This is a genomic window from Winogradskyella sp., from assembly GCF_965228925.1.
GTDB lineage: Bacteria > Bacteroidota > Bacteroidia > Flavobacteriales > Flavobacteriaceae > Winogradskyella.
On the sequence record NZ_OZ245845.1, the window covers coordinates 3836924 to 3860356 of the forward strand.

The following is a 23433-nucleotide window of genomic DNA, read 5'->3' on the forward strand; positions in this document are numbered from 1 at the left end:
TAAGTCGCATTTTTTTATCTTTTTATAAATCAAAAATTCTTAGTTACCACCAGCAGCTTTTAAAGCTTCAACTTTTGCCTTCATCGCCTTATATTTATCTCCTTCATCCAAAGCACTGTAGATATTTGCCAATTGATTGTAGATATCAATATTATTTAAATCTGGATTCTTCTCAATAAAGTTTTCCAAGATACCCGCACCGCTTTTAAAAAGGTCATTCTTTTGAGCTCTCAGCTCGTCATATCTTTTATTATCAGCTGCGCTATTACCTAAAGAATTCATCTCGTCATTCATAACATTTCCCTTATTAACTTCTATAAACGATAAGTTCAAGGCAGCATTGGCATAATCTGGTTTTAGACCTAAGGCTTGTTCAAAAGCCGTCTTAGCAACGTCATACTGATCGACTTCCATAGCCATAATACCGACATTATAGTTTAAGTCGGGGTTATTAGGATCTTTCTCAAGTGCTTCTTTAAATAATCCGAAGGCTTTTTCACTATTTCCTACTTTAATTTGCACAGAAGCTTCGGTCAGTACTAAATTATTATCGTCTGGAAATTCTTCTCTAGCGTCCTTTATCGCCGCTAAAGCTTTTTCATTATCACCATTAGACACATAGATAAAAGCAATGTTCTTTACAATATTGGCACGTTTTGACTCTTCTTTTTTATCAACTGGCTTATGATGTGTTTTTAGCGTTTTAACGGCAAAATCTCTGTTAGCCTTTTCAGGAAAGTATTCTTCACCTCCAGTTTCCTTGTTAGTGGCAATATAATTCATTTTAATACCCGTAAAGCCTAAATCTTTGAGTTTGATGAAATGCTTTAATGAGGTGTCATAATCATTGTTTTGCGCAGCCAATAAAGCGGCGTTATATAAATAAACCGTATCCTTAGGAGAAATCTTAAAGATATTTTCGTAAGCCTTAGACGCTACGGTTAAGTTCTTACTATTAAAAGCCTCATTGGCCTTCTTTAAAAAAGAATTGTATATCTCGGTCTTCATTTCATTAGCTTGATCCGTATATCTAAGCTTACCCATAGCGGACTCATGCGTCTTTAATTCATCTAAAGTCGCTATAGCTTTATCAATATCACTATCCGAACCAGCACCATTGGCGTAAAGCGCCTTTGCCTTTACAAAGTAAAACTTAGCTTTAGTCTTATCATCCATATTGCCAATTAAAGCCTCTGCAGCAGCAACAGCAGATTTAGCATCAGCAAAATTTAAGTTCTTAAGTGCCTTATCTATTGCCTTAATTTCATTTTTTTGCGCAAAAGACATTGTCGCTACCGTAAACACTAGCACTAAGGTCATTAACTTTTTCATCTTGTAATAAATTAGTTTATATTGTTATTTTAGTTTTCAGGTTCATTAGTATCAAGAGCCGTGCCATCTTCATTAGGATTCTGACTATCAGTTATTTCGATGTCGTTTTCTTCAGCCTCATCCTCATCATCTTTCATAACTTTGGCTACAGCTGCAATTGAGTCATTGCCCTTAAGGTTAATCAATTTTACGCCTTGAGTAGCTCTTCCCATAACACGCAAATCGGCAACTTCCATACGAATCGCAATACCTGATTTATTGATAATCATTAGATCATCTTCATCCGTTACATTCTTTATAGATACTAAATTACCAGTTTTTTCCGTAATAGAGATGGTTTTTACACCTTTTCCTCCTCTATTAGTAATTCTATAATCTTCTAAACTAGAACGTTTTCCGTAGCCATTTTCTGAAACAACAAGTATATTACTTTCCATATCATCAACGGCAATCATACCTATGACCTCATCCGAATCATTAGCTAAAGTTATACCTCTTACACCTGAGGCATTTCTACCCATAGGTCTAGTCTTGGCTTCTTCGAAACGAATGGCTTTACCAGATTTGAGCGCTAGCATCACTTGGCTTTCTCCTGTAGTTAACTTTGCTTCTAACAAGGTATCATCTTCCCTAATAGTAATGGCATTAATACCATTAGTTCGCGGTCTAGAATATTGCTCTAGAGACGTTTTCTTCACCTGACCTTTCTTAGTTGCCATTATGACATAATGACTGTTAATGTAGTCTTCATCCTTTAAATCTTGAGTACATATAAAGGCCATCACCTTGTCATCTTGCTCAATATTTATAAGATTTTGAATCGCTCTACCCTTAGATGTTTTTGCTCCCTCAGGAATTTCATAAACGCGCATCCAGAAACATTTCCCTTTTTGGGTGAAGAACAGCATATATTGATGATTCGTACCAACAAACAAATGCTCTAAGAAATCTTCGTTACGGGTGGTTGACGCTTTTTGACCAACGCCTCCTCTATTTTGGGTCTTATATTCTGTAAGCGACGTTCTTTTAATATAACCCGCATGAGAAATGGTGATAACCACCTTTTCATCTGGTATCATGTCTTCAATACTTAAATCCCCACCAGCATACTCAATAATCGAACGACGTTCGTCACCATATTTGTCTCTAATCACTTCCAGTTCAGACTTGATGATATCCATTCGACGTTCTTTTTTATTCAAAATGTCTTTAAGATCTTCGATGGTTTTCATCAATTCTTCATACTCTGCTCGTAACTTATCCTGCTCAAGACCTGTTAACTGGCGCAAACGCATTTCTACGATGGCCTTCGCTTGAATTTCAGTCAACTCAAAACGCTCAATTAATTTGGCGCGGGCTTCTTCAGCATTAGCAGATGCTCTAATCAGTGCAATAACTTCATCTATATTATCTGAAGCTATAATTAAACCTTCTAAAATATGTGCGCGTTCCTCAGCTTTTCTCAACTCATATTGCGTACGTCTCACAACGACTTCATGTCTGTGCTCAACGAAATAATGAATTAAGTCTTTGAGGTTCAATAACTGAGGTCGGCCTTCAACAAGGGCAATATTATTAACGCTAAATGATGATTGTAAAGCTGTGTATTTAAAGAGCTTATTCAACACGATATTAGGAATAGCATCACGTTTTAACACGTAGACAATACGCATACCTTTTCGGTCAGACTCATCCCTAATTGTAGCAATACCTTCAAGTTTTTTGTCATTGACAAGGTCAGCGGTCTTTTTAATCATATCCGCTTTATTGACTTGATAAGGAATTTCGTTGACGATAATACATTCTCTCCCGTTGACTTCTTCAATATTAGCCTTGCCACGCATTACAATACGTCCGCGACCTGTATGAAAAGCCTCCTTAACACCATCGTAACCATAAATGGTTCCTCCAGTCGGAAAATCTGGGGCCTTAATATGCTGCATTAACTCATCAACCTCGATATCATTATTATCGATATAGGCAATGGTACCGTTAACCACTTCGGTAAGATTATGAGGTGGCATATTGGTAGCCATACCAACGGCTATACCAGAAGCTCCATTGACCAATAATCCTGGAATACGCGTCGGTAACACTGTGGGCTCTTCGAGCGTATCGTCAAAGTTGAGTTTGTGATCTACCGTTTCTTTGTCAATATCTGCCAACATTTCCTCAGAAATCTTTTGCATTCTTGCCTCTGTGTAACGCATTGCTGCAGGACTATCTCCATCGACAGAACCAAAATTACCTTGCCCATCAATTAACATGTATCGTAAACTCCACTCTTGAGCCATACGTACCATGGTATCATACACCGAAGTATCGCCATGCGGATGGTATTTACCTAAAACTTCACCAACAATTCTCGCTGATTTTTTATGTGCCGTATTTGCTCTAACACCTAATTCATGCATGCCATAAAGCACCCTTCTATGAACGGGCTTTAGACCATCTCTTACATCTGGAAGCGCACGTGACACAATGACCGACATTGAATAATCAATGTAGGCTGATTTCATTTCATCTTCAATGTTAATTGGAATGAGTTTTTCTCCTTCTGCCATATAGTAAATTTAATTAGTTTTCATAGGTTTTCAAAACGTGCTAATATAACCAATTTAGTAGTGTTTGAGGTGAATTTAAAGCTTGTTTTTAGTAGTTTTTATTAACAATTTTTGATATCTTTTTCGTTAATAAGTATCCGTTAATTTGCTTTGATTTAAAGTGCTTTTTTAGTCTATTCGTTTAAGCCTTAAATTTAAGGTATGGTTTTTGACCATTAGATAATATGTTTTTACTATTTTTAATGCAGAAAGGAGTTTACTATGGACGATAATTTTTCCCCAAGAGTTAAAGATGTTATAGCTTACAGCAAGGAGGAAGCATTGCGTTTGGGCCATGATTTTATTGGCACCGAACACTTAATGCTCGGACTCTTACGTGATGGTAACGGAAAAGCTATAGATATATTGAGTTCCCTAGATGTAGATCTTAACCACTTAAGACGAAAAGTTGAGATTTTGAGTCCGGCGAATCCCAATATCACAACGACATCTAACGAAAAGAAGAACTTGCACTTAACGAGACAAGCCGAACGCGCTTTAAAAACAACGTTTTTAGAGGCCAAGTTGTTTCAAAGCACTTCAATAAATACCGCACATTTATTACTGTGCATTTTAAGAAATGAAAATGACCCAACGACTAAGTTATTGAATAAACTTAAAGTTGACTATGATAACGTAAAAGAAGAATTTAAATCTATGATTACAAGCGAAGAAGATTATTTAGACGAGCCAAAAGCAGAATCTTTCTCTGATGATGATATCAATGAGGAAGAAGAGGATGCGAAACAAAATCCTTTTGGTGGCAGTCAGTCTAGCAAAACAAATAAAAAATCTAAAACTCCCGTTTTGGACAACTTTGGTAGAGACTTAACCGTACTTGCCGAAGAAGGAAAATTAGATCCTGTTGTGGGTCGGGAAAAAGAAATACAACGCGTGTCTCAAATATTGAGTAGACGCAAAAAGAATAATCCCTTATTAATTGGTGAACCAGGTGTTGGTAAGTCGGCTATTGCCGAAGGATTAGCGCTAAGAATCGTAAAGCGTAAAGTATCACGTACCCTTTTTAACAAACGGGTCGTGACTTTGGATTTGGCAAGCCTAGTCGCCGGGACCAAATATAGAGGTCAGTTCGAAGAACGTATGAAAGCCGTTATGAACGAACTGGAAAAGAATGATGACATTATCCTCTTCATTGATGAGATTCACACTATCGTAGGTGCTGGCGGTGCAACTGGTAGTTTAGACGCCTCAAATATGTTTAAGCCCGCACTAGCGAGAGGCGAAATTCAATGTATTGGTGCTACCACCCTTGATGAATACCGACAGTATATCGAAAAGGATGGTGCACTAGAGCGACGTTTCCAAAAGGTCATCGTCGAACCAACCACGGTTGAAGAGACCATAGAAATATTGAACAACATTAAAAGTAAGTATGAAGAGCACCATAATGTAGATTATACCGATGGGGCTATTGAAGCTTGTGTGAAGTTGACCAATCGCTATATGACGGAACGCTTTTTACCAGACAAAGCCATTGATGCTCTGGACGAAGCAGGTTCTCGTGTTCATATCACTAATATTGATGTGCCGAAGCAGATTTTAGAGTTAGAAAAGCGTTTGGAAGAAGTAAAGGAAACGAAAAACAGTGTTGTTAAGAAACAAAAATATGAAGAAGCAGCCAAGCTTCGAGATGATGAAAAGCGTTTAGAAAAGGAACTGGCTTCTGCTCAAGAAAAATGGGAAGAAGAAACCAAACAACACAGAGAAATTGTCACCGAGGATAATGTGGCCGATGTTATCTCTATGATGACAGGGATTCCTGTAAATAAGATTGCACAAACCGAGCTGAATAAATTGGCCCAATTACCAGACCTTATCAAAGGTAAAGTGATTGGTCAGGATAATGCTGTAGCAAAAGTCGTTAAAGCGATACAACGCAATAGAGCTGGACTAAAAGATCCTAACAAACCGATTGGGTCCTTTATTTTCCTAGGTCAAACCGGTGTGGGTAAAACACAATTGGCAAAGGTACTGGCACACGAATTATTTGATAGCAATGAAGCATTGGTGCGTATAGATATGAGCGAGTACATGGAAAAATTTGCAGTATCTCGACTTATTGGTGCACCTCCGGGCTATGTGGGTTATGAAGAAGGCGGCCAACTTACAGAGAAAATAAGACGTAAGCCTTATGCGGTGGTGCTTTTGGATGAAATTGAGAAAGCACATCCAGATGTATTTAACATGTTACTTCAGGTGCTCGATGATGGCTACTTAACCGATAGTTTAGGTCGAAAAATTGATTTCAGAAATACGATTATCATTATGACCTCTAATATTGGTGCTAGAAAGCTTAAAGATTTTGGTACTGGTGTTGGTTTTGGGACATCTGCAAAAGAAGCCCAGGAATCTGATTATGCAAAAGCTGTTATTGAGAATGCTCTTAAAAAGGCTTTTGCACCTGAATTCCTAAATAGAATCGATGACGTTATCGTCTTTAATACACTTGAAAAGGAAGATATTAATAAGATTATTGATATTGAATTAGTAAAATTAGTTTCGAGAATCAAGGAATTGGGCTACACGCTTAAATTAACAGATAAAGCCAAAGACTACATTGCAGAAAAAGGATTCGACAAACAATATGGAGCGAGACCTCTAAATAGAGCCATTCAAAAGTATATTGAAGATGCTTTAGCAGAAGAGATTATCAATGCAAAAATCCAAGAAGGTGATACGATAACCATGGATTTAGATTCCAAAAATGATGAACTTAAGATTAAGGTCAAAAGTTCTAGTAAGACCACTGAATCGTAACTAAAGTACGACTAAAAATAGCTGAAACTCCTTCATTTTGAGGGAGTTTTTTCTTATCTTAACATAACGTAAGTACATTTTAGTCATGAAAGAAACTCTTAGTCTCGACTTTTGTGACATGACGATTTATGACAATTATCTTGTCGTTGTTATGAAAGAAGGTGCGAATATCACACCAGAATATAATGATGTTCTGTTGGATATCACCCATACCTATTATCCCGAGCGTCCTTTCGTATATATTGCCCACAGAATCCATTCCTATTCGGTAGATCCGATCATTTATCTCGAAACCGCAAAAATTGAAAATTTAAAGGGTTTTGCTGTCGTTTCAAAAAATTACCAAGCCAAGGTTAATGCCCAGATAGAACAAATGTTTTTCAAAAAACCTTTTGAAATTTTTAAAACCTTGGAAGATGCCGTGGACTGGGCCAATAAGCTTATCGAGATATGACTATATCCTATTTTAGCTTAGTGTTTCTCAACCCCATAATTATTGAGAAATAACTCTTCGACCTCGATGTCGACATCTTTCAAAAATTGAATTGAGGCCTCAATATCATCATGTAACACTTCATCTTCTTTTATAAACGGTACCACTTTTCTATAATACTCTAAAAAAGACTCGAGCAAGGGTGATGTTTTTAAAGGCCTTCTAAACGCAATAGCTTGTGAAGCATTCATCAGTTCTATGGCAATGACGCGCTCGACATTTCTAATCAATGTATAGGCTTGTGTAGCTGCATTGGCGCCCATACTTACGTGATCTTCCTGACCATTACTGGAAACAATACTATCGACACTGGCTGGGGTCGCTAATTGTTTATTGGCACTTACAATACTCGCTGCGGTATACTGTGGTATCATAAACCCTGAATTTAGACCTGGATTTTCCACTAAAAATGCTGGTAGACCCCGTAAACCAGAGACTAACTGAAAAATTCGACGTTCAGAAATATTTCCAATTTCGGCCATGGCGATTTTTAGATAATCTAATGCCAATGCCAATGGTTGGCCATGGAAATTTCCCCCCGAAATAATTAAATCCTCATTACTAAAAATATTGGGGTTATCCGTAACCGAATTGATTTCGGTTAAGATGACTTTTTCCACAAAGTCCAGGGTATCCTTCGTTGCCCCGTGTACTTGAGGAATACAACGGAATGAATAAGGATCTTGCACGTGTTCCTTTTCCCTAGAAATAAGCTCACTTCCTTCAAGAAGTTCGTTAAAACGTCTTGCTACCTTTCGTTGTCCTGGATGTGGTCTCACCTCATGTACCAAATCATGAAAAGGATCTAGCCGGCCATCGAAGGCGTCTAAGGAAATAGCAGCAACAATATCTGCCATGTAGGATGTTTTATGGGACATCAATAATAGATAAACACCATAGGCACTCATAAATTGTGTTCCATTTAATAAGGCCAGTCCTTCTTTTGCTTGCAACTTAATCGGTTCCCAATCGAACTGATCCAAAAGTTCGGCCGCCTCATAGTGCTTGCCCTCATGCACAACACTCCCCTTTCCTAAAAGTGGTAGTGCCAAATGTGCTAAAGGGGCTAGGTCTCCTGAAGCTCCCAATGAACCTTGGGTAAATACAAAAGGAAAGATATCATTATTAAAAAAATCGATAAGTCGGTTTATGGTTTTTAATTGTACACCACTATGCCCATAACTCAAAGATTGAATTTTTAAGAGTAACATGACCTTCACAACAGATTCGGGAACGCGCTCGCCTGTTCCACAGGCATGAGACATTACCAAATTTTCTTGAAGTTTTGTGAGATCGTTATCAGATATCTTAACATTATATAGTGACCCAAAACCTGTATTAATACCATACATGGGTTTCTTGTTATTTGCCAATTTATCATTGAGATACGCCTTGCATGCCACTATTTTTTCTATGGATTTTTCAGAGAGTTTTAACTTCTTTTTCTCTTTGAAAATGTTGTAAATCGTAACAATATCTAAGGCCTCAGAAGAGATAACGTGATAATCATTCATAAATCTTAAATTATTAGCCTCAAAATTGAGAATATTTTATTGGTTTGACAAAAAAATGTTAATCATTCAATATTTCTTTCATTTCATCTCATTATCATTATTTTTGATTAAAATAAATCTCCAATTATGAAAAAATTATTGACCCTTTGCATTGGCTTATCTCTATTTGCATGTAAAGAAGAGCCTAAGATCGACTATGCCTTGTTCTCTGGCAAAATTGAAAATCCCGCCGATAAAGTGGTTACGGTATACCATGGAAGAGAAAAAGTTAAAGAAATTCCCCTAACCGATGAAGGAACATTTGCAGATACACTTAACATAAAAAGTGGCTATTATTCACTCAACCATGGACGAGAAGGCTCCGCTATGTATCTTAGCCCTGGTGATGACATTAAAGTGTCTTTAGATACTAAAGAATTTGATGAGACCATAACATACAGTGGTATAGGATCCGAGAATAATAATTTCTTAGCGGCTAAATTTTTAAACGAAGAAAACTTAGACATCAACTTTGCTGAGCTTTATGCTATGGAGGAAAGCGATTTTCTTGCCATGATGGACGAGGTGAAAAGCTCGAAGGCCGATTTTTTAAAAGCAGCACAAGACATCAGTGCCGAATTTAGAAGTCTGGAAGAAAAAAATATGGGTTATGAGTACTTAACCTATTTACAGACTTATGCTTCTGCCCATAGCTATTATGCTAAAAAAGAAGTGTTTAAACCTTCTGAAGATTTTTCTAGAACCTTAGAAGAATTAGATTACACCAATGAAGAAGACTACAAAGCTTTTGACACCTATAAGCGATTAGTACAGCGTTATTATGCCGATAAAATTAGTAAGTCTGAGAATCCTTCCGAAGTTTTTAAGAGCATTAATGCCACTGGTTTTACGGCTTTGAAAAAAGATTTGGCAAATATGCTTAATTACAATATTTCACCTAGCAATGAACATAACGAAGCCTATTACAATGGCCTCATGGCAATGTCAACTGACGACAAATATAAAGAGGCACTAACCTCTAAATACAATACGGTTAAAAAGTTGGCTAAAGGTATGCCTTCGCCTCAATTTGTTGAGTATGAAAATCACAAAGGGGGTACAACGTCATTAGAAGAATTAAAAGGCCAATACGTTTACGTTGATGTTTGGGCTACATGGTGCGGCCCTTGCATCAGAGAGATTCCTTCACTTAAGGAGGTAGAGAAGAAATTTCATGGCAAGAATATAGCCTTTGTAAGTACTTCAATAGACCGTGCTAAGGATCACAATACTTGGGTGGACATGGTAAAAAATAAGGAATTAGGAGGTATACAACTTATGGCCGATAATGATTGGAATTCTAAATTTGTTAAGGATTATGCCATTGAAGGGATTCCGAGGTTTATTTTAATAGACCCAGATGGAAATATTGTCAGTGCTGACGCCCCTAGACCTTCCAATCCGAAATTAGTAAAGATGCTAGAAGAATTAAAAATATAGTGCTTCCCTGATTCAAAAAAAGCCTTCCAGTCGGAAGGCTTTTTTTATTGCTCTTCTTTCGATTCCTCTGCTTCAGTTTGCTCGGGTTGTCTAAACAAATCTATATAAGCTTCGCCAATGGTCTCAATGATATGGCTCGCAATTAAACTCTGATACCCGAAATCTTCCAAAGAGATGTCGGCTGATCGCCCATGCAAATAAACCCCAAAAATAGTTGCGCCTAAAGGCTCATAGCCCTGTGCTATTAAACCCGAAATAATACCTGTTAAGACATCACCACTTCCTGCTGTAGCCATACCGGGATTGCCTGTGGTGTTTATGTATAGTTTGTCCCCAAAAACCGTAATAGAATTGGCTCCTTTTATAAGCACAATAACCTTATGCTTTTTAGAAAAGTCTTTTACTTTTTTGAGTTTGTCAAAATCGTCGGACCACGTCCCTACTAACCGTTCGAGTTCTTTGGGATGTGGTGTTAATACGCTCTGCTCAGGTAAAGCACTTAAGAGGCTTTTCTTTTTGGACAATAGATTTAAGCCATCGGCATCTATCACTAGAGGTATCTTATTATTCTTTAAAAAAGTTTCGAAGGCTTTAGCCGTTTCATCGGCTGTTCCTAGTCCGACACCAATGCCTATCACTGTTGGTTGGATATCAAAATCTATTTGGCTTATGACATCATCCTCAGTGTCTGTAATGACCATAGCCTCCGGAAACGAGGTCTGCAGACTGTGATAGCCACATTTGGGTATGTAAGCTGTAACCAAACCCGCGCCAGAGCCCAAAGCAGCTCTGCTTGCCAAATTAACCGCTCCTATTTTTCCATAACTACCGCCAATAATCAGTACATGTCCAAAATCCCCTTTGTGCGCAAACTTATCCCTAGGTTTGTACAGAGGTATCACTTCAAACTTAGAGATCAGCTCAGCTTCGGTTTCGGTTCGCATAAGGTAATCTCTATCAATACCTATATCCAAAACTTCCCATTGCTGCGTATATTTTGCCGTTTCGGGTAAAAAGAATACGAGCTTAGGCGATTGAAAGCTTATCGTATAATTGGCATGAACGACAGCATTTTCGTCTTCCACGGCTCTATCGGTATACAAGCCTGAAGGGATATCGACAGCTAAGGTGAATGCTTTTGACGCTCTCCACCTTTGAAACAATTCTTGCACCCAATCATTAGGAGGACGATTAAGACCGATTCCAAATATGGCATCGACAATGATGTCTCTTTCCTCAATCACAATATCGGAATAGTCACCACCACAGCTGAGCATTTTTGGCCAGTCCTTGGTCACAGTTTTAATACGATCATAATTAATTAAGAAATCCTTAGAACGTTTATCACTGCAATTAACGATATAGGTAATGACATTATAACCGTGCGTTATTAAATGTCTAGCCAATACCAGACCATCACCTCCGTTATTGCCTATACCACAAAACACGTGAATAGGCACTTGGGCTCCCTGCATACGCATATGTATCCAATTGAATATTTGGGTGCCGGCACGCTCCATCAAATCGGCCGAGGATATGTTTTGGCGCTCAGTAGTTAATTTATCACCTTCGTAAATTTGCGCTTTAGAGAATATTTTCATGAATTATTAATTCAGTATATTTTGCTATGTAAAAATAACATATTACTTAGCAATACATAAAAATACTTTTAGGAAGCTTATGACAGTAACTAAATCATTCCAAACACAACGACTTCACATCAGACCTGTTACTGTAGAAGATGCGCCATTTATATTGGAGCTAATGAATACGCCGTTGTGGATTCAATTTATCGGAGACCGAAATGTAAGAACTATAGAGGACGCTGAAACTTATATCAAAGAAAAAGCCTTTTCACAATTAGAAACACATGGCTATACCAATAATGTCGTCATTAGAGTACAAGATGATATAAAACTTGGCACCTGCGGTGTGTATCATAGAGAAGGAAAAGAGGTCCCAGATATTGGATTTGCTTTCCTGCCCGACTATCATGGTCAAGGTTATGCTTTCGAGGCGGCAAACCAACTCGTACAAGAAGCGCGACACAATTACAGTTTAACCGAATTGAGCGGTTATACATTAGAGGAGAATATGGCGTCCCGAAGGCTCTTAGAACGTCTAGGCTTTCAGTTAAAAGGTGTTGGAAAATTACCAACAAGTAATGATGAGCTCCTACACTATCATCGCATTTTAGATTTTTAATGATAAATAAAATCTGTCAACTTTTACATTTCGTCCTAAATAAGCGTGGCTCATATAGTTTTTGCAAGTTGAATGATAAGAATAACTACATTTAAGCCTCAGTAACTAGTTATGAGAGTATCCGTTTATTTTAGTGTCATTTCATTTTTCCTAATTCTATCTATTGGTGCACAAGAACTGACATTAGAAACCGCACTCGAAGCCACAGTCAATGAAACTTCAGGGTTATTATATCTCAGTAATACACTGATAACCCACAACGACAGTTCTAATACCAACCAATTATTTGATATCGATCCTTCAACAGGCATGGTTACAAGAACGGTAACCATTACCAATGCCACAAATGAAGATTGGGAAGATTTAACTCATGATGGTACCTATATTTATATTGGAGATTTTGGAAACTTCAGAGGTGATAGAACAGATCTAAAAGTATATAGAATTTCAATTATTGACTATTTTACGAGTACTTCCGTTACTGCGGATATCATTAACTTTAGCTATAGCAATCAAACTGATTTTACACCAAACCCCTTAGCTACCAATTTCGACGCTGAAGGTTTAATTCATTACAATAATAGTTTGTATGTGTTTTCAAAAAACTGGCTAAACGGTAACACCGACATATACCAATTACCAAAAACCCCTGGCACATACAGTATTTCTAATGTGGATAGTATAACTGCAGAAGGTCTAATTTCTGGTGCAACTTACAATGCATCAGACAACAGTATTTTTCTAACTGGCTATGATATAAGTGGTGCCTTTTTAGTTCAACTAAGTGGTTTTAGTTCAGGGCTATTTTCCAATGGAAGCGTTATTAAAAGCGCCGTGAATGTGCCTGCCAATTTTTCATTTCAAATCGAGGCTATTACTCCAATTAACGCTAATGAATATTATATAACAGCTGAAGAAAGCGCACCCAATGCCTCTGGTTTGTATAGTTTTAATATTTCGACTTTAGATATTCCTGAAATTGATCACTTGGATATGGACTTTTATCCAAATCCAGCAACGTCTGTTATTAGGTTGAGTAAGGGCGATCTAAAAACAAAAATATATAACATCACAGGGCAAAATGTCAAAGCTTCAAACCAACAAAACATTGATATATCTGACCTAAAGTCGGGCGTCTATTTAGTAACAATTGAAGACAGTAGCACCGGAAGTCTCATATCGAAGCGATTGATTATTAATTGAGGGGCTTATCCTAAAATCCTAACTAATAGTTCTTTAAGCAAATCGCCTTGGGGAACAGCATTGGCACCTACACCTTTGCTTTTAACATCAAATTCGCGCAACAACGCAATCACCGAGCTTACTTTTTTCATAGGATAATTACGTGCAGCGACTAAATACTCATTGACAAAATAGGGATTCACCCTTAGCGCAGAAGCGACACTCCTTGGATTCTTGTCAGACATCCCATGAAGATGCAATAACTGTGAAAAGAAATTAAACAACAAGGCCACAGTCACCACCATGGGATTATCCTTAGGGTTATCGGCAAAGTATTTCGCAATTTGATGTGCCTTAACCACATTGCGCTCACCAACAGCTTTACGTAATTCAAAATTGTTGAAGTCTTTACTGATACCGATATTTTCTTCAACATGTTCTGGTGTAATCTGTGTGCCTTTTGGCAGTACAATTTTTAGTTTATCGAGTTCGTTATTCACCTTGCTCAAATCTGTTCCTAAAAATTCGACAAGCATTTGAGCTGCTTTTGGAGAAATCTCATAACCTTGCCCTTTCAAAACCCGTCTGATCCAATCTGGCACCTGATTCTCATAAAGCTTTTTGCTTTCAAATACAATACCGCCATGCTTAGTTATCGCCTTATATAAAGCTTTCCGTTTATCCAGCTTCTTATACTTATAATTAATAACTAGTACCGTGGTTGGCTGAGGATTTTCTGCATAAGGAGCCAGTTTTTCAATGGTCCTACTGAGGTCTTGGGCTTCTTTAACAATGACCACCTGTCGTTCGGCCATCATAGGATAGCGTTTGGCATTGCTTACAATATCGTCTACAGATACATCACGGCCATAGAGCACCATTTGATTAAACCCTTTTTCGGCCTCATCCAACACATTAGATTCGATAAAATCAGAAATCTTGTCAATGTAATAGGCCTCCTCACCCATTAAAAAATAGAGGGGTTTCAGGTTCCCTTTTTTAATATCAGCTACTAATTGTTTTACTTCGTCCAAAGTCTTAATTTGTAAGTCAGTTCGAGTTTTGACATTAGTCAAAGTATCGAGAACTTCTCGATAAATTTTCTACGAAAATCACTCGAAGTGACATTATAATTTTAATTTTGTGCAGTGCAAGAACTCAACTTTCCCAAGTTTGAATACCGATTCAAAAGTACAGAAAATAAAGTTTCTATTTTTGATGTGATTCGGAAAAAGTTCATCATTCTTCAACCTGAGGAATGGGTGCGACAACACTGTGTACACTATCTCATCAACAACAAAAACTACCCTAAATCCCTCATCAATATAGAAAAGGAATTGACCATCAACGGCTTAAAAAAGCGCTATGATATCGTTGTGTTTCATCCTAATGGGAGCATTCGTTTAATTGTAGAATGCAAATCTTATTCAATTAAAATCGATCAAGGCACATTTGATCAAATTGCGCGCTATAATTTAGCACTAAATGCAGACTACTTAATGGTTACTAATGGGATAAATCACTATTATTGCCAAATGGATACGGAAGCAAAACGCTATACGTTTTTAAAAGATATCCCTGATTATACAACCGCATAAATGTATACGCTAAAAGATATTGCCATCGTCATTTTAAACTGGAACGGCAAACCATTGCTCGAACAATTCTTGCCATCGGTTATAGCATATTCCGATCAAGCGGCAATATATGTTGCTGACAATGCTTCGACGGATGATTCTGTAGCCTTAATATCCGAAAAATTCCCGAGTGTTACACTGATACAAAATGTCGAAAACGGAGGTTACGCGAAAGGCTATAACGAGGCCTTAAAAGCTATTACAGAACCACTGCTCTGCTTATTAAATAGCGACATTGAAGTGACCGAGGATTGGTTACAACCGGTTTTAAATGAATTCAATACGGATGAAAACATTGCTATAGTTCAACCAAAAATTTTAGATTTTAAGCAAAAAACACATTTTGAATATGCCGGAGCAGCTGGTGGTTTCATAGATAAATATGGGTATCCTTACTGTCGTGGACGTATTTTTCACACTATTGAGGAGGATAAAGGGCAATACAATGACAGCATCCCTATTTTTTGGGCATCGGGTGCGTGTTTTTTTATTAGGAGCGCCGTTTTTAAACGTTTAAATGGTTTTGATGAGACCTATTTCGCCCATATGGAAGAAATTGATTTGTGCTGGCGCGCTTTTAATGCTAATTACACAGTGAAATATGTTGGGGCTTCAACAGTGTATCATGTCGGTGGTGCTACTTTAAGCCATACCAATCCTAAAAAGACCTATCTCAATTTTAGGAATAGTTTGTTGACACTGGTCAAAAATACCGATAAACATGTTTTTATAAGAACCATACTGAGAATGAAACTCGATGGTATTGCGGCTCTAGGATTTTTGCTACAACTCAAACCAAAATACTTTTTTGCCATTCTCAAAGCACATGCCTCGTTTTATAGAAATTTGAGACGGATTTTGAAGCTACGCCAACAATTACCTAAACGTTCTCATTATTACAAAACCAAGTCTATCGTTTGGTCTTATTTTATTAAAAAGCGTAAAATATTTTGATTGTTTATAAAACTGTTAAAAGTTTTGTTAATCCATGCTTGCCCATCTTTTCTTTTCTATAATTTTGAGTTGTCATATCTAAAAATTTAAACTGAAAACTGATTATGAAGAAATTAATGTTATTGAGTGTATGCACAATGTTGTTATTGGCATCTTGTGTATCGAAGAAGGAGTATTTGGCACTTGAAGAAAAGCAAAAAGAAACCCAGGATTTACTGAACTCAGCGACTGTAAAATTAAATGCGTGTTTATCTGATGCGGCTGCGGCAAATGCAAGGGTTGAGGCGATGAAGGAGCAACTAGCTGATTTGCGTAAGGCAAATCAAGATTTAATTGACACTAAGGGAAATCTAACCACATTAACCCAAAAAGGTGCTGAGAATCTTGAAAGATCATTAGAAAGTTTAAAAGAGAAGGACTTAAAAATCTCAAGACTTCAGGATGCCTTAAGCAAAAAAGACAGTGTAACCTTAGCACTTGTTACCAGTTTAAAGAAAGAAGTTGGTATTAACGATCCTGATATTGAAGTGAATGTAGAAAAAGGTGTGGTATTTATCTCTATCGCAGACAAGCTCTTATTTAAGAGTGGAAGCTATAACGTTACTGACAGAGCAAAAGAAGTTTTGGGTAAAGTGGCGACCGTTATTAACGGAAAGCCAAATTTTGAGGCTATGGTAGAATCACATACCGACAACGTGCCTTACAGCAAACCACCCTTATTAGACAACTGGGATTTGAGTGTAAAACGTGCGACATCTGTAGTAAGAGTCCTTGAAGAATTAGAGGTAAACCCTGAAAAGCTAATTGCTGCTGGGCGTAGTTACCATGTGCCATTAGTTGATAATGACACTGCTGAAAATAGAGCAAAAAATAGAAGAACTCGCATTATAGTACTACCTAAGATTGACGAGTTCTACGAAATGATTGAAGAAGAGATGAAGAATCTATCTGCGGGAAATTAAATATTTAGCTTATAAAATTGAGAAACCCAATGCGTTTGCATTGGGTTTTTTATGTTCCGAATAATTATTTGAGATAATTATAAGATTTAACAAGTCTAATAAATTCAGCTCTATAACCATCTTTATCATGCCCTCTACCTTTTTCAGCTAAAGCCACGACTTTGTTTAGCTTGACATTATTGTAATACTTGGAATTTCGTAATTGCATACCATACAATGCTATAGCGGAAGCAAAACTCATATCTTCGGATGCTATTGAAACATTAGTATCTTGAACATGAACCATTTCTATACTCTTGGTGCCATCTGGTTTTTTGTATCTAAATTTAACTGTGAATAATTCGTCCTTATAATTATCTGATGTTTCAACTTTGGTATATTTCAATTCTGGAGTTTTTTTGAGATAATCACTTTCTAGACCAACAGGGATTACTTCGTACAATGCAGTAACCGTATGACCGCTTCCTAATTCACCTGCGTCCTTGGTATCATCTATAAAATCTTCGTCTGCCAATAATCTGTTTTCATACCCTATTAAACGATAGGCTTGTACCTTATTGGGATTAAACTCCACCTGAATTTTTACATCTTTGGCAATGGTAAATAAAGTTCCACCAAATTCTTTACCGAAAACTTTTTGTGCTTCCTGCATGTTATCAATATAAGAATGGTTACCGTTGCCTTTATCTGCTAATGTTTCGAGTTTTGAATCTTTGTAATTACCATAGCCAAAACCTAAAACGGATAGAAAGACTCCAGATTTACGCTTTTCTTCAATCAGGTTTTGCATATCCTTATCAGTGGATGCTCCAACATTAAAGTCTCCATCAGTAGCTAAAATGACACGATTATTGCCATTTTTCTTAAAGTGCTTTTCAGCCAATTTATAGGCTAGTTTTATTCCTTCTCCTCCAGCAGTAGAGCCTCCTGCTTCAAGATGATCCAAGGCTTTTAATATTTTACCTTTTTGATTACCTGCTGTAGGCTCGAGTACAACACCTGCAGCACCAGCGTAAACAACGATAGATACTTTATCATTTTCCCGTAATTGATTCACTAAAAGCTTAAATGCTCTTTTTAATAATGGTAGTTTGTTTTGCGAATCCATAGAGCCCGAAACATCAATTAAAAATATGAGGTTCGACGCTGGTAGCTCTTCATTCTTATACGTTTTTCCTTGAAGGCCAATTCGTACCAGCTGCGTATCTTGGTGCCATGGCGTTTGAACGACTTCAGTATTAATGGAAAATGGGTGCTCATCGGTTGGTTGTGGATAGTCATAATTGAAATAATTAATCATCTCTTCAATTTTAACCGCATTAGGTTCTATATAAGCACCATTGTTAATCATACGTCTTATATTACTGTAAGAGGCTTTATCTACATCAATGGAAAACGTAGATAATGGAGATATAGAGGTCTTCTCAAAATCATTTTCATGTATTAAAGCGTAGCTCTCATTTTTAAATCTAAAATTACCTTGATGCGTTGTAATAACAATGCAACCATGTTTGGCTATTTTCCCGAATTTATCCTTTGCTTCAGAAGCTTCATAAATCGTTTTACTTTCAATATCCGTTTGTGGTATATCTTCGATGACATAATTGTTTGCTTTGTTGATAGGCCTACCATCTACAATGTATAAAGGTTGTTTTTGGATATTTAATTTTTTACCCTTTGTGGAAATAAGAATAACCCCATTAGCTCCTCTACTTCCGTAAATAGAAGTCGCACTGGCATCTTTTAATACATTAATATTTTCAATATTATTTGGGTTTATATCACCAATATTATTAGTAGAAATTGCACCATCTATGATAACGAGAGGTTGATGATGTCCATTGAGAGATCTATAACCCCGAATACTTATTTGGGCACTCGAACCTGGACTATCATTGCGCTCAATGACATTAACACCAGTAACTTCTCCTTGCAAAGTCTGAGTAACAGCGTTAGATTGAATCTGATCTGCTAATTTTTTGTGATAAGCTTGCTTTTTTTGTCTTCTTAATTCCGATTTACTAGGTTGACTGATATTTTCGTATGATACTACGGCTGCCGTACCCGTATAGGCTTCTTTTGTCGTTGTAGAATAACCAATCACCACAACTTCATCCAATGCATTTTGGTCTTCCTTTAAGGCCACATCGTATACATTGGCATCTCCTATTTTTACTTCGGCAGTTTCCATACCTACATAACTGACAACTAAAATATCACCTACCTTGGCTTTTATAGTGTATAATCCATCAATATCTGTCTGTACTCCTAGAGATGTTCCTTTAATAACTACACTTGCACCTGGTAACGGCAAACCATCGCTGATAGTAGTTACTGTTCCTGAAATTTCTTTTTCTTGACTATAGCCGCTCCAAGCAAAAAGAGAAATGCATAAAAAAATAAATACGTTTTTCATAATGACTGTCTTATAAGTTTACTGTAAACTTACAGACAGCTGTAATCTGAAAAAACCAATAATGAGCCAAAGTGACCTTTTGATGAGTTAACTCCTCAAGATCAGATTCTATAATCTTATGAGGTTGAATTTTCCGTTTAGTGAAGCCTTAATAAACCTATGGCAGGTATCGCTAAAATACTATTCCCGCTGGTGCAGGAGTCGCATGCCGTGGCATATAGACTAATGGTTCTTCATTTTCAACGGCTACCTCAGTGTTAAGAAGGTTGATCTTTACTATAGAATTCTTAGAGTCGTTTATAAATTGTTGTCTTGTATTCTTGTAGGCAAACTCAATAACATTAGCCCCTAAAAAATCAGTGCTAGGTACAGGATACTCTATGGCATGCAATATTTTTTTGCTTTGTTTCGGACTTGTCCAATCCAGTACAACTCCGTTATATTTTTCATAGGAAATAACACGAATTGCATCCTTTTCTCTTAGTCTGTCCGAGATTAATTTAAAGGCTTGTTTGAGCAATAACCTTTCTTCATCATTAAAACTATTGTCATAGGTCTGTATTAAAAACGTAATATTTCTAATCAGAATAGAATCCGTTACGACGGGATATTTTTCAAGAATAAAGCTTATGAAGTCTTTAATTGCAATAGACTCCGTTTCTATGGTCTTTTTTTTGGAAGAGCTTACTTGATAACACATTAAAGCAAGCATTGAATCAATAAATGTTTTCATGGTATGGCCTATAGTTTTATATAAAACTATAGGCCATACCTCTAAAATAAAACCAAAAATGAGGGAACGCCCTTTTTGAGTGAGTTAACTACCCTAGAACAGATGCTATCGTCTTATTACGCTGAATCTTACCATTAACAGTCTCTACAAACTTATCCGTAATATAAATATGCTTTGGGACTTCGTATTTAGTCAAACCTTTAATATACCGGATTCTGTTGGCAATACTTTCTGCAGTATCCCTAGGGTTCTCTACAATTAAGATCAGACGCTCTCCGAGCGCATCATCTTCTTCTCCTGCGACAATAAAACGCTCATCGATGACGGGCTGTAACTTGTCTTCAATCTGTTCTGGAAATAGTTTTATACCCCCAGAATTAATCACATTATCAATACGTCCTAATAGGTCGAAACTTGTTTCAGACTTTAAGTCTACTATATCACTAGTGACCAAAGGCTCATCTACTAATTTTGGAGCCCTAACCACTAAACATTGGCGGTCGTCCTGAGAAAAGGTAACATTAGGTAAGGCATTGAATAGCGCTTCACCATCAGAAACCTGCGACGCTAATCGTCTTATGGCTACATGAGTGACAGTCTCGGTCATACCATAGGTTTCATAGAATTTCGAATCGCTACTCTTAATGCGTTCTAGCAGAGGTTGCGTTATTTTAGAACCGCCAACAATTATGCTTTTAATATTTTGGGTATAGTTAATCGTATGTTTTAACTGTAGGGGAATCATAGCACAAAAGTCGTACTGCTTTTCATAATCGAAAATAGGATGTGCACTTGGCTCTACATGATCTATTTCCAAACCTAAAATCATCGCTCTAACCAGCATCATTTTACCGGCGATATAATGACTTGGTAAACAATCTAGAGCTGTATCCCCCGGCTCTAGACCAAAAAAGTCACCAGTGGCAATCGCGGAATTCACCATAGCCTGCTTCTTTAGCTTTATCAGTTTGGGCTTTCCTGTAGATCCAGAGGTGTTCACATGCAAGTAATCATTATCATTGAGCCAATCAATCAAAAAATTACCTGTAACTTTCTCATAAGCCTCACCTTCTTTAATAAGGCTGTAAGCCACTTCTTTTAAATCCTCATGGCTATAATGTAAACCATTTAATTTAAATCGGTTATGAACTTTATCGTATTTGGGTGTCATCTATTCTATAATTTTATAATCCTCTTTTGGTGGTTCTGATACGTTTCCAAATAATCGCTCTTGCCAGTTTTTCCAGCCATAACGCTTAGACAAAATCATAAGCATAATAGGATACACCACAAGAACGGGTACTAAGATTTCAGAGACTATACTCATGGAAGGTTCAGCCGTACTTTTAAATATGGCATCGGTCTGCAATGCGGTCCAATCGGCAGTGATTAAAAGTGAGGCTAAGAGGTTGTTCCCTAAATGGAAGCCTAAGGCCAATTCGAGCCCATCATCCATGAGAGTCATAATACCTAGCAGTAAACCCGTACCTACATAAAAGATCATCATTTTCCAAAAACCAATAGCAGCCACTTCGGGATTAGCACTATGCGCAATGCCAAATAATATAGAAGTGAATATTAGAGGAAACCATTTATTCTTAACCAAGACACCGATATGTTGCATTAAATAACCTCTAAACAAATATTCTTCAAGACCGATTTGAAAAGGAAATAAAACAATACTCACTAAAAATAGTATAGCGAATTTCTTAAAGTTAAACTGATAAACAATCTCAGAAGCATCTATGGAATAGCCAATAAAAAAGGTCCCTAAGGTAAAGACTGCAATCATCATAAAAGAAAAGAAAACTCTTCCAAAGTCTACTTTAGATCTTGCCGTTGTTAAAGACAAAATACTACGTTGATGCATAAATTTTACCAATAAAAACAGCAGTCCCAACAAAAAGGCAAAAGGAATCAAGTTTAATGCTAAGCTCAAACTGGAGGGAAGCCCCTTCATTAATTCATAAGCAGCATCCAAATCTGATGGATCGGAAAATAAGTACACCACAAAGTTTAGTAAAAAGATGCCTGCTACTAAAATTGTCGTCAAGATAAACATCCATAATTCCCGTTGTCCTTTATAAGCTTGTTGTATATAATTCATGCTTGTAAATTAAAATTCCAATCCTTTTCTATATCGTAATGCAAATTACCATTTTTTACGCTTAATGGCGAATCAAAATTATTGGTAAATAAACTGCCCGTCCCCAAACCTTGAGGCAAAGTATTTTTAAGGGTATAGGTCCATTGCGAAATGGCATTTAGACCTACGTTACTTTCCAAGGCACTGGTTATCCACCATTTAATATTTAAGTCTTCTGCCAAATCAATCCATTGTTGGCTTCCATAAAAACCACCGATTAAGCTAGGTTTCAAAATAATGTATTGTGGCGTTATGATTTGGAGCATGTTTTGCTTCTCTTTTTTCGAAAACACTCCTATCAATTCCTCATCCAAAGCGATGGGTAAAGGCGTTACTTCACAAAGCTCAGCCATGGCCTCCGTTTGTTTAGGTTTTATAGGTTGTTCTATGGAATGTAACTTGTACTCCGAAAGACGCTTTAATTTTTCTAAAGCTTCGTTAGCGGAAAAGGCTCCATTGGCATCAACCCGTATTTCAATATCAGAGGGGGAAAAGGTTTTTCTTATGGATTTTAGAATATTCAATTCAGTCTGAAAATCAATAGCCCCAATTTTAAGCTTAATACAATCGAAGCCAGCTTCAATCTTATCCTTAACCTGTGCGCGCATAAAAGCCTCATCTCCCATCCAAATCAATCCGTTTATACGAATCGCGTCGAAACCTTTGGTAAATGCTGAAGGAAATAAGGTAAAAGCATCAGTACCATCTAATGACTTAAAAGCCATTTCAACACCAAACTGAATGCTCGGCAGTTCGACTAGCTCACTGACCAATCTTTCCAGGCCCATATTAATATTAGCGCAAACCCATTTGAGTTTTTCTTCGTAATCTGGGCGATCATCTATAGAAAGACCTCGTAAAATACCACATTCGCCAATACCTTTTCGGTCATTATTTTCAATTATGATAAACCAAGTCTCCTTGGTGGTCATAATACCTCTAGACGTTCCACTAGGTCTTTTAAAATTAAGGACATACCTGTAGTAGCTTGCTTTTATC

The 23433-nt window shown here is 37.1% G+C and carries 18 protein-coding genes; 8 read left to right on the plus strand and 10 right to left on the minus strand.

Going from position 1 to position 23433, the window contains the following annotated elements:
- Positions 1 to 39: 39 nt before the first annotated feature.
- Together ACO052_RS15915 and gyrA are read right to left on the minus strand one after the other, a co-directional pair.
- Complete coding sequence (locus tag ACO052_RS15915; RefSeq protein WP_422104777.1) at positions 40 to 1332, minus strand: tetratricopeptide repeat protein; 1293 nt, start codon at positions 1330 to 1332, stop codon at positions 40 to 42.
- 29 nt (positions 1333 to 1361) lie between these two features.
- Complete coding sequence (gene gyrA, locus ACO052_RS15920) at positions 1362 to 3896, minus strand: DNA gyrase subunit A (RefSeq protein WP_422104778.1); 2535 nt, start codon at positions 3894 to 3896, stop codon at positions 1362 to 1364.
- A gap of 261 nt (positions 3897 to 4157) precedes the next feature.
- On the opposite strand from gyrA, the gene ACO052_RS15925 reads away from it, so the two are divergent.
- Together ACO052_RS15925 and ACO052_RS15930 are read left to right on the plus strand one after the other, a co-directional pair.
- Positions 4158 to 6713: an ATP-dependent Clp protease ATP-binding subunit gene (locus tag ACO052_RS15925; protein WP_422104779.1), complete on the plus strand. Its 2556-nt coding sequence runs from the start codon at positions 4158 to 4160 to the stop codon at positions 6711 to 6713.
- An 85-nt stretch (positions 6714 to 6798) separates the two neighbouring features.
- Positions 6799 to 7167 (plus strand): hypothetical protein, encoded by a 369-nt coding sequence (locus ACO052_RS15930; RefSeq protein WP_422104780.1) that lies wholly within the window; start codon positions 6799 to 6801, stop codon positions 7165 to 7167.
- 17 nt (positions 7168 to 7184) lie between these two features.
- Here ACO052_RS15930 and hutH read toward each other — a convergent pair whose 3' ends face one another.
- Positions 7185 to 8720, minus strand: coding sequence for a histidine ammonia-lyase (hutH, locus tag ACO052_RS15935; RefSeq protein ID WP_422104781.1), 1536 nt, complete (start codon positions 8718 to 8720; stop codon positions 7185 to 7187).
- A 126-nt stretch (positions 8721 to 8846) separates the two neighbouring features.
- Between hutH and ACO052_RS15940 the strand changes: the two genes are divergently transcribed.
- Positions 8847 to 10199, plus strand: a complete 1353-nt coding sequence (locus ACO052_RS15940) for a TlpA family protein disulfide reductase (RefSeq protein ID WP_422104782.1) — start codon at positions 8847 to 8849, stop codon at positions 10197 to 10199.
- Between the two features lie 44 nt (positions 10200 to 10243).
- On the opposite strand, the gene ACO052_RS15945 is transcribed toward ACO052_RS15940, so the two are convergent.
- Positions 10244 to 11800: an NAD(P)H-hydrate dehydratase gene (locus ACO052_RS15945; RefSeq protein WP_422104783.1), complete on the minus strand. Its 1557-nt coding sequence runs from the start codon at positions 11798 to 11800 to the stop codon at positions 10244 to 10246.
- Positions 11801 to 11879: 79 nt separating this feature from the next.
- On the opposite strand from ACO052_RS15945, the gene ACO052_RS15950 reads away from it, so the two are divergent.
- Together ACO052_RS15950 and ACO052_RS15955 are read left to right on the plus strand one after the other, a co-directional pair.
- Positions 11880 to 12404, plus strand: a complete 525-nt coding sequence (locus ACO052_RS15950; RefSeq protein ID WP_422104784.1) for a GNAT family N-acetyltransferase — start codon at positions 11880 to 11882, stop codon at positions 12402 to 12404.
- A 111-nt stretch (positions 12405 to 12515) separates the two neighbouring features.
- Positions 12516 to 13607: a T9SS type A sorting domain-containing protein gene (locus ACO052_RS15955; RefSeq protein WP_422104785.1), complete on the plus strand. Its 1092-nt coding sequence runs from the start codon at positions 12516 to 12518 to the stop codon at positions 13605 to 13607.
- Positions 13608 to 13612: 5 nt separating this feature from the next.
- On the opposite strand, the gene holA is transcribed toward ACO052_RS15955, so the two are convergent.
- Entirely contained in the window at positions 13613 to 14620 is a 1008-nt protein-coding gene (gene holA, locus ACO052_RS15960; protein WP_422104786.1) for a DNA polymerase III subunit delta, read from the minus strand.
- Between the two features lie 114 nt (positions 14621 to 14734).
- Here holA and ACO052_RS15965 point away from each other — a divergent pair, with 114 nt between their 5' ends.
- The 3 genes from ACO052_RS15965 to ACO052_RS15975 all read left to right on the plus strand — a co-directional run bounded on the left by ACO052_RS15965 (position 14735) and on the right by ACO052_RS15975 (position 17139).
- Positions 14735 to 15184, plus strand: a complete 450-nt coding sequence (locus ACO052_RS15965) for a type I restriction enzyme HsdR N-terminal domain-containing protein (protein WP_422104787.1) — start codon at positions 14735 to 14737, stop codon at positions 15182 to 15184.
- Positions 15185 to 16177 (plus strand): glycosyltransferase family 2 protein, encoded by a 993-nt coding sequence (locus ACO052_RS15970; protein WP_422104788.1) that lies wholly within the window; start codon positions 15185 to 15187, stop codon positions 16175 to 16177.
- A gap of 104 nt (positions 16178 to 16281) precedes the next feature.
- Complete coding sequence (locus ACO052_RS15975; protein WP_422104789.1) at positions 16282 to 17139, plus strand: OmpA/MotB family protein; 858 nt, start codon at positions 16282 to 16284, stop codon at positions 17137 to 17139.
- 64 nt (positions 17140 to 17203) lie between these two features.
- Here ACO052_RS15975 and ACO052_RS15980 read toward each other — a convergent pair whose 3' ends face one another.
- From ACO052_RS15980 to ACO052_RS16000, 5 genes are all read right to left on the minus strand, one after another.
- Positions 17204 to 19555: a YfbK domain-containing protein gene (locus ACO052_RS15980; protein WP_422104790.1), complete on the minus strand. Its 2352-nt coding sequence runs from the start codon at positions 19553 to 19555 to the stop codon at positions 17204 to 17206.
- Positions 19556 to 19727: 172 nt separating this feature from the next.
- The gene (locus tag ACO052_RS15985; RefSeq protein WP_422104791.1) at positions 19728 to 20288 is read right to left on the minus strand and encodes a hypothetical protein; all 561 of its coding nucleotides are present in this window, start codon (positions 20286 to 20288) and stop codon (positions 19728 to 19730) included.
- A gap of 88 nt (positions 20289 to 20376) precedes the next feature.
- Complete coding sequence (locus ACO052_RS15990; protein WP_422104792.1) at positions 20377 to 21459, minus strand: AMP-binding protein; 1083 nt, start codon at positions 21457 to 21459, stop codon at positions 20377 to 20379.
- The gene (locus ACO052_RS15995) at positions 21460 to 22395 is read right to left on the minus strand and encodes a CPBP family intramembrane glutamic endopeptidase (protein WP_422104793.1); all 936 of its coding nucleotides are present in this window, start codon (positions 22393 to 22395) and stop codon (positions 21460 to 21462) included. It abuts the gene before it with no gap.
- On the minus strand, positions 22392 to 23432 hold the full coding sequence (locus ACO052_RS16000; RefSeq protein WP_422108075.1) for an o-succinylbenzoate synthase: 1041 nt from the start codon (positions 23430 to 23432) through the stop codon (positions 22392 to 22394). The genes ACO052_RS15995 and ACO052_RS16000 overlap by 4 nt, the downstream gene beginning before the upstream one ends.
- Between the last annotated feature and the right edge of the window lies 1 nt (position 23433).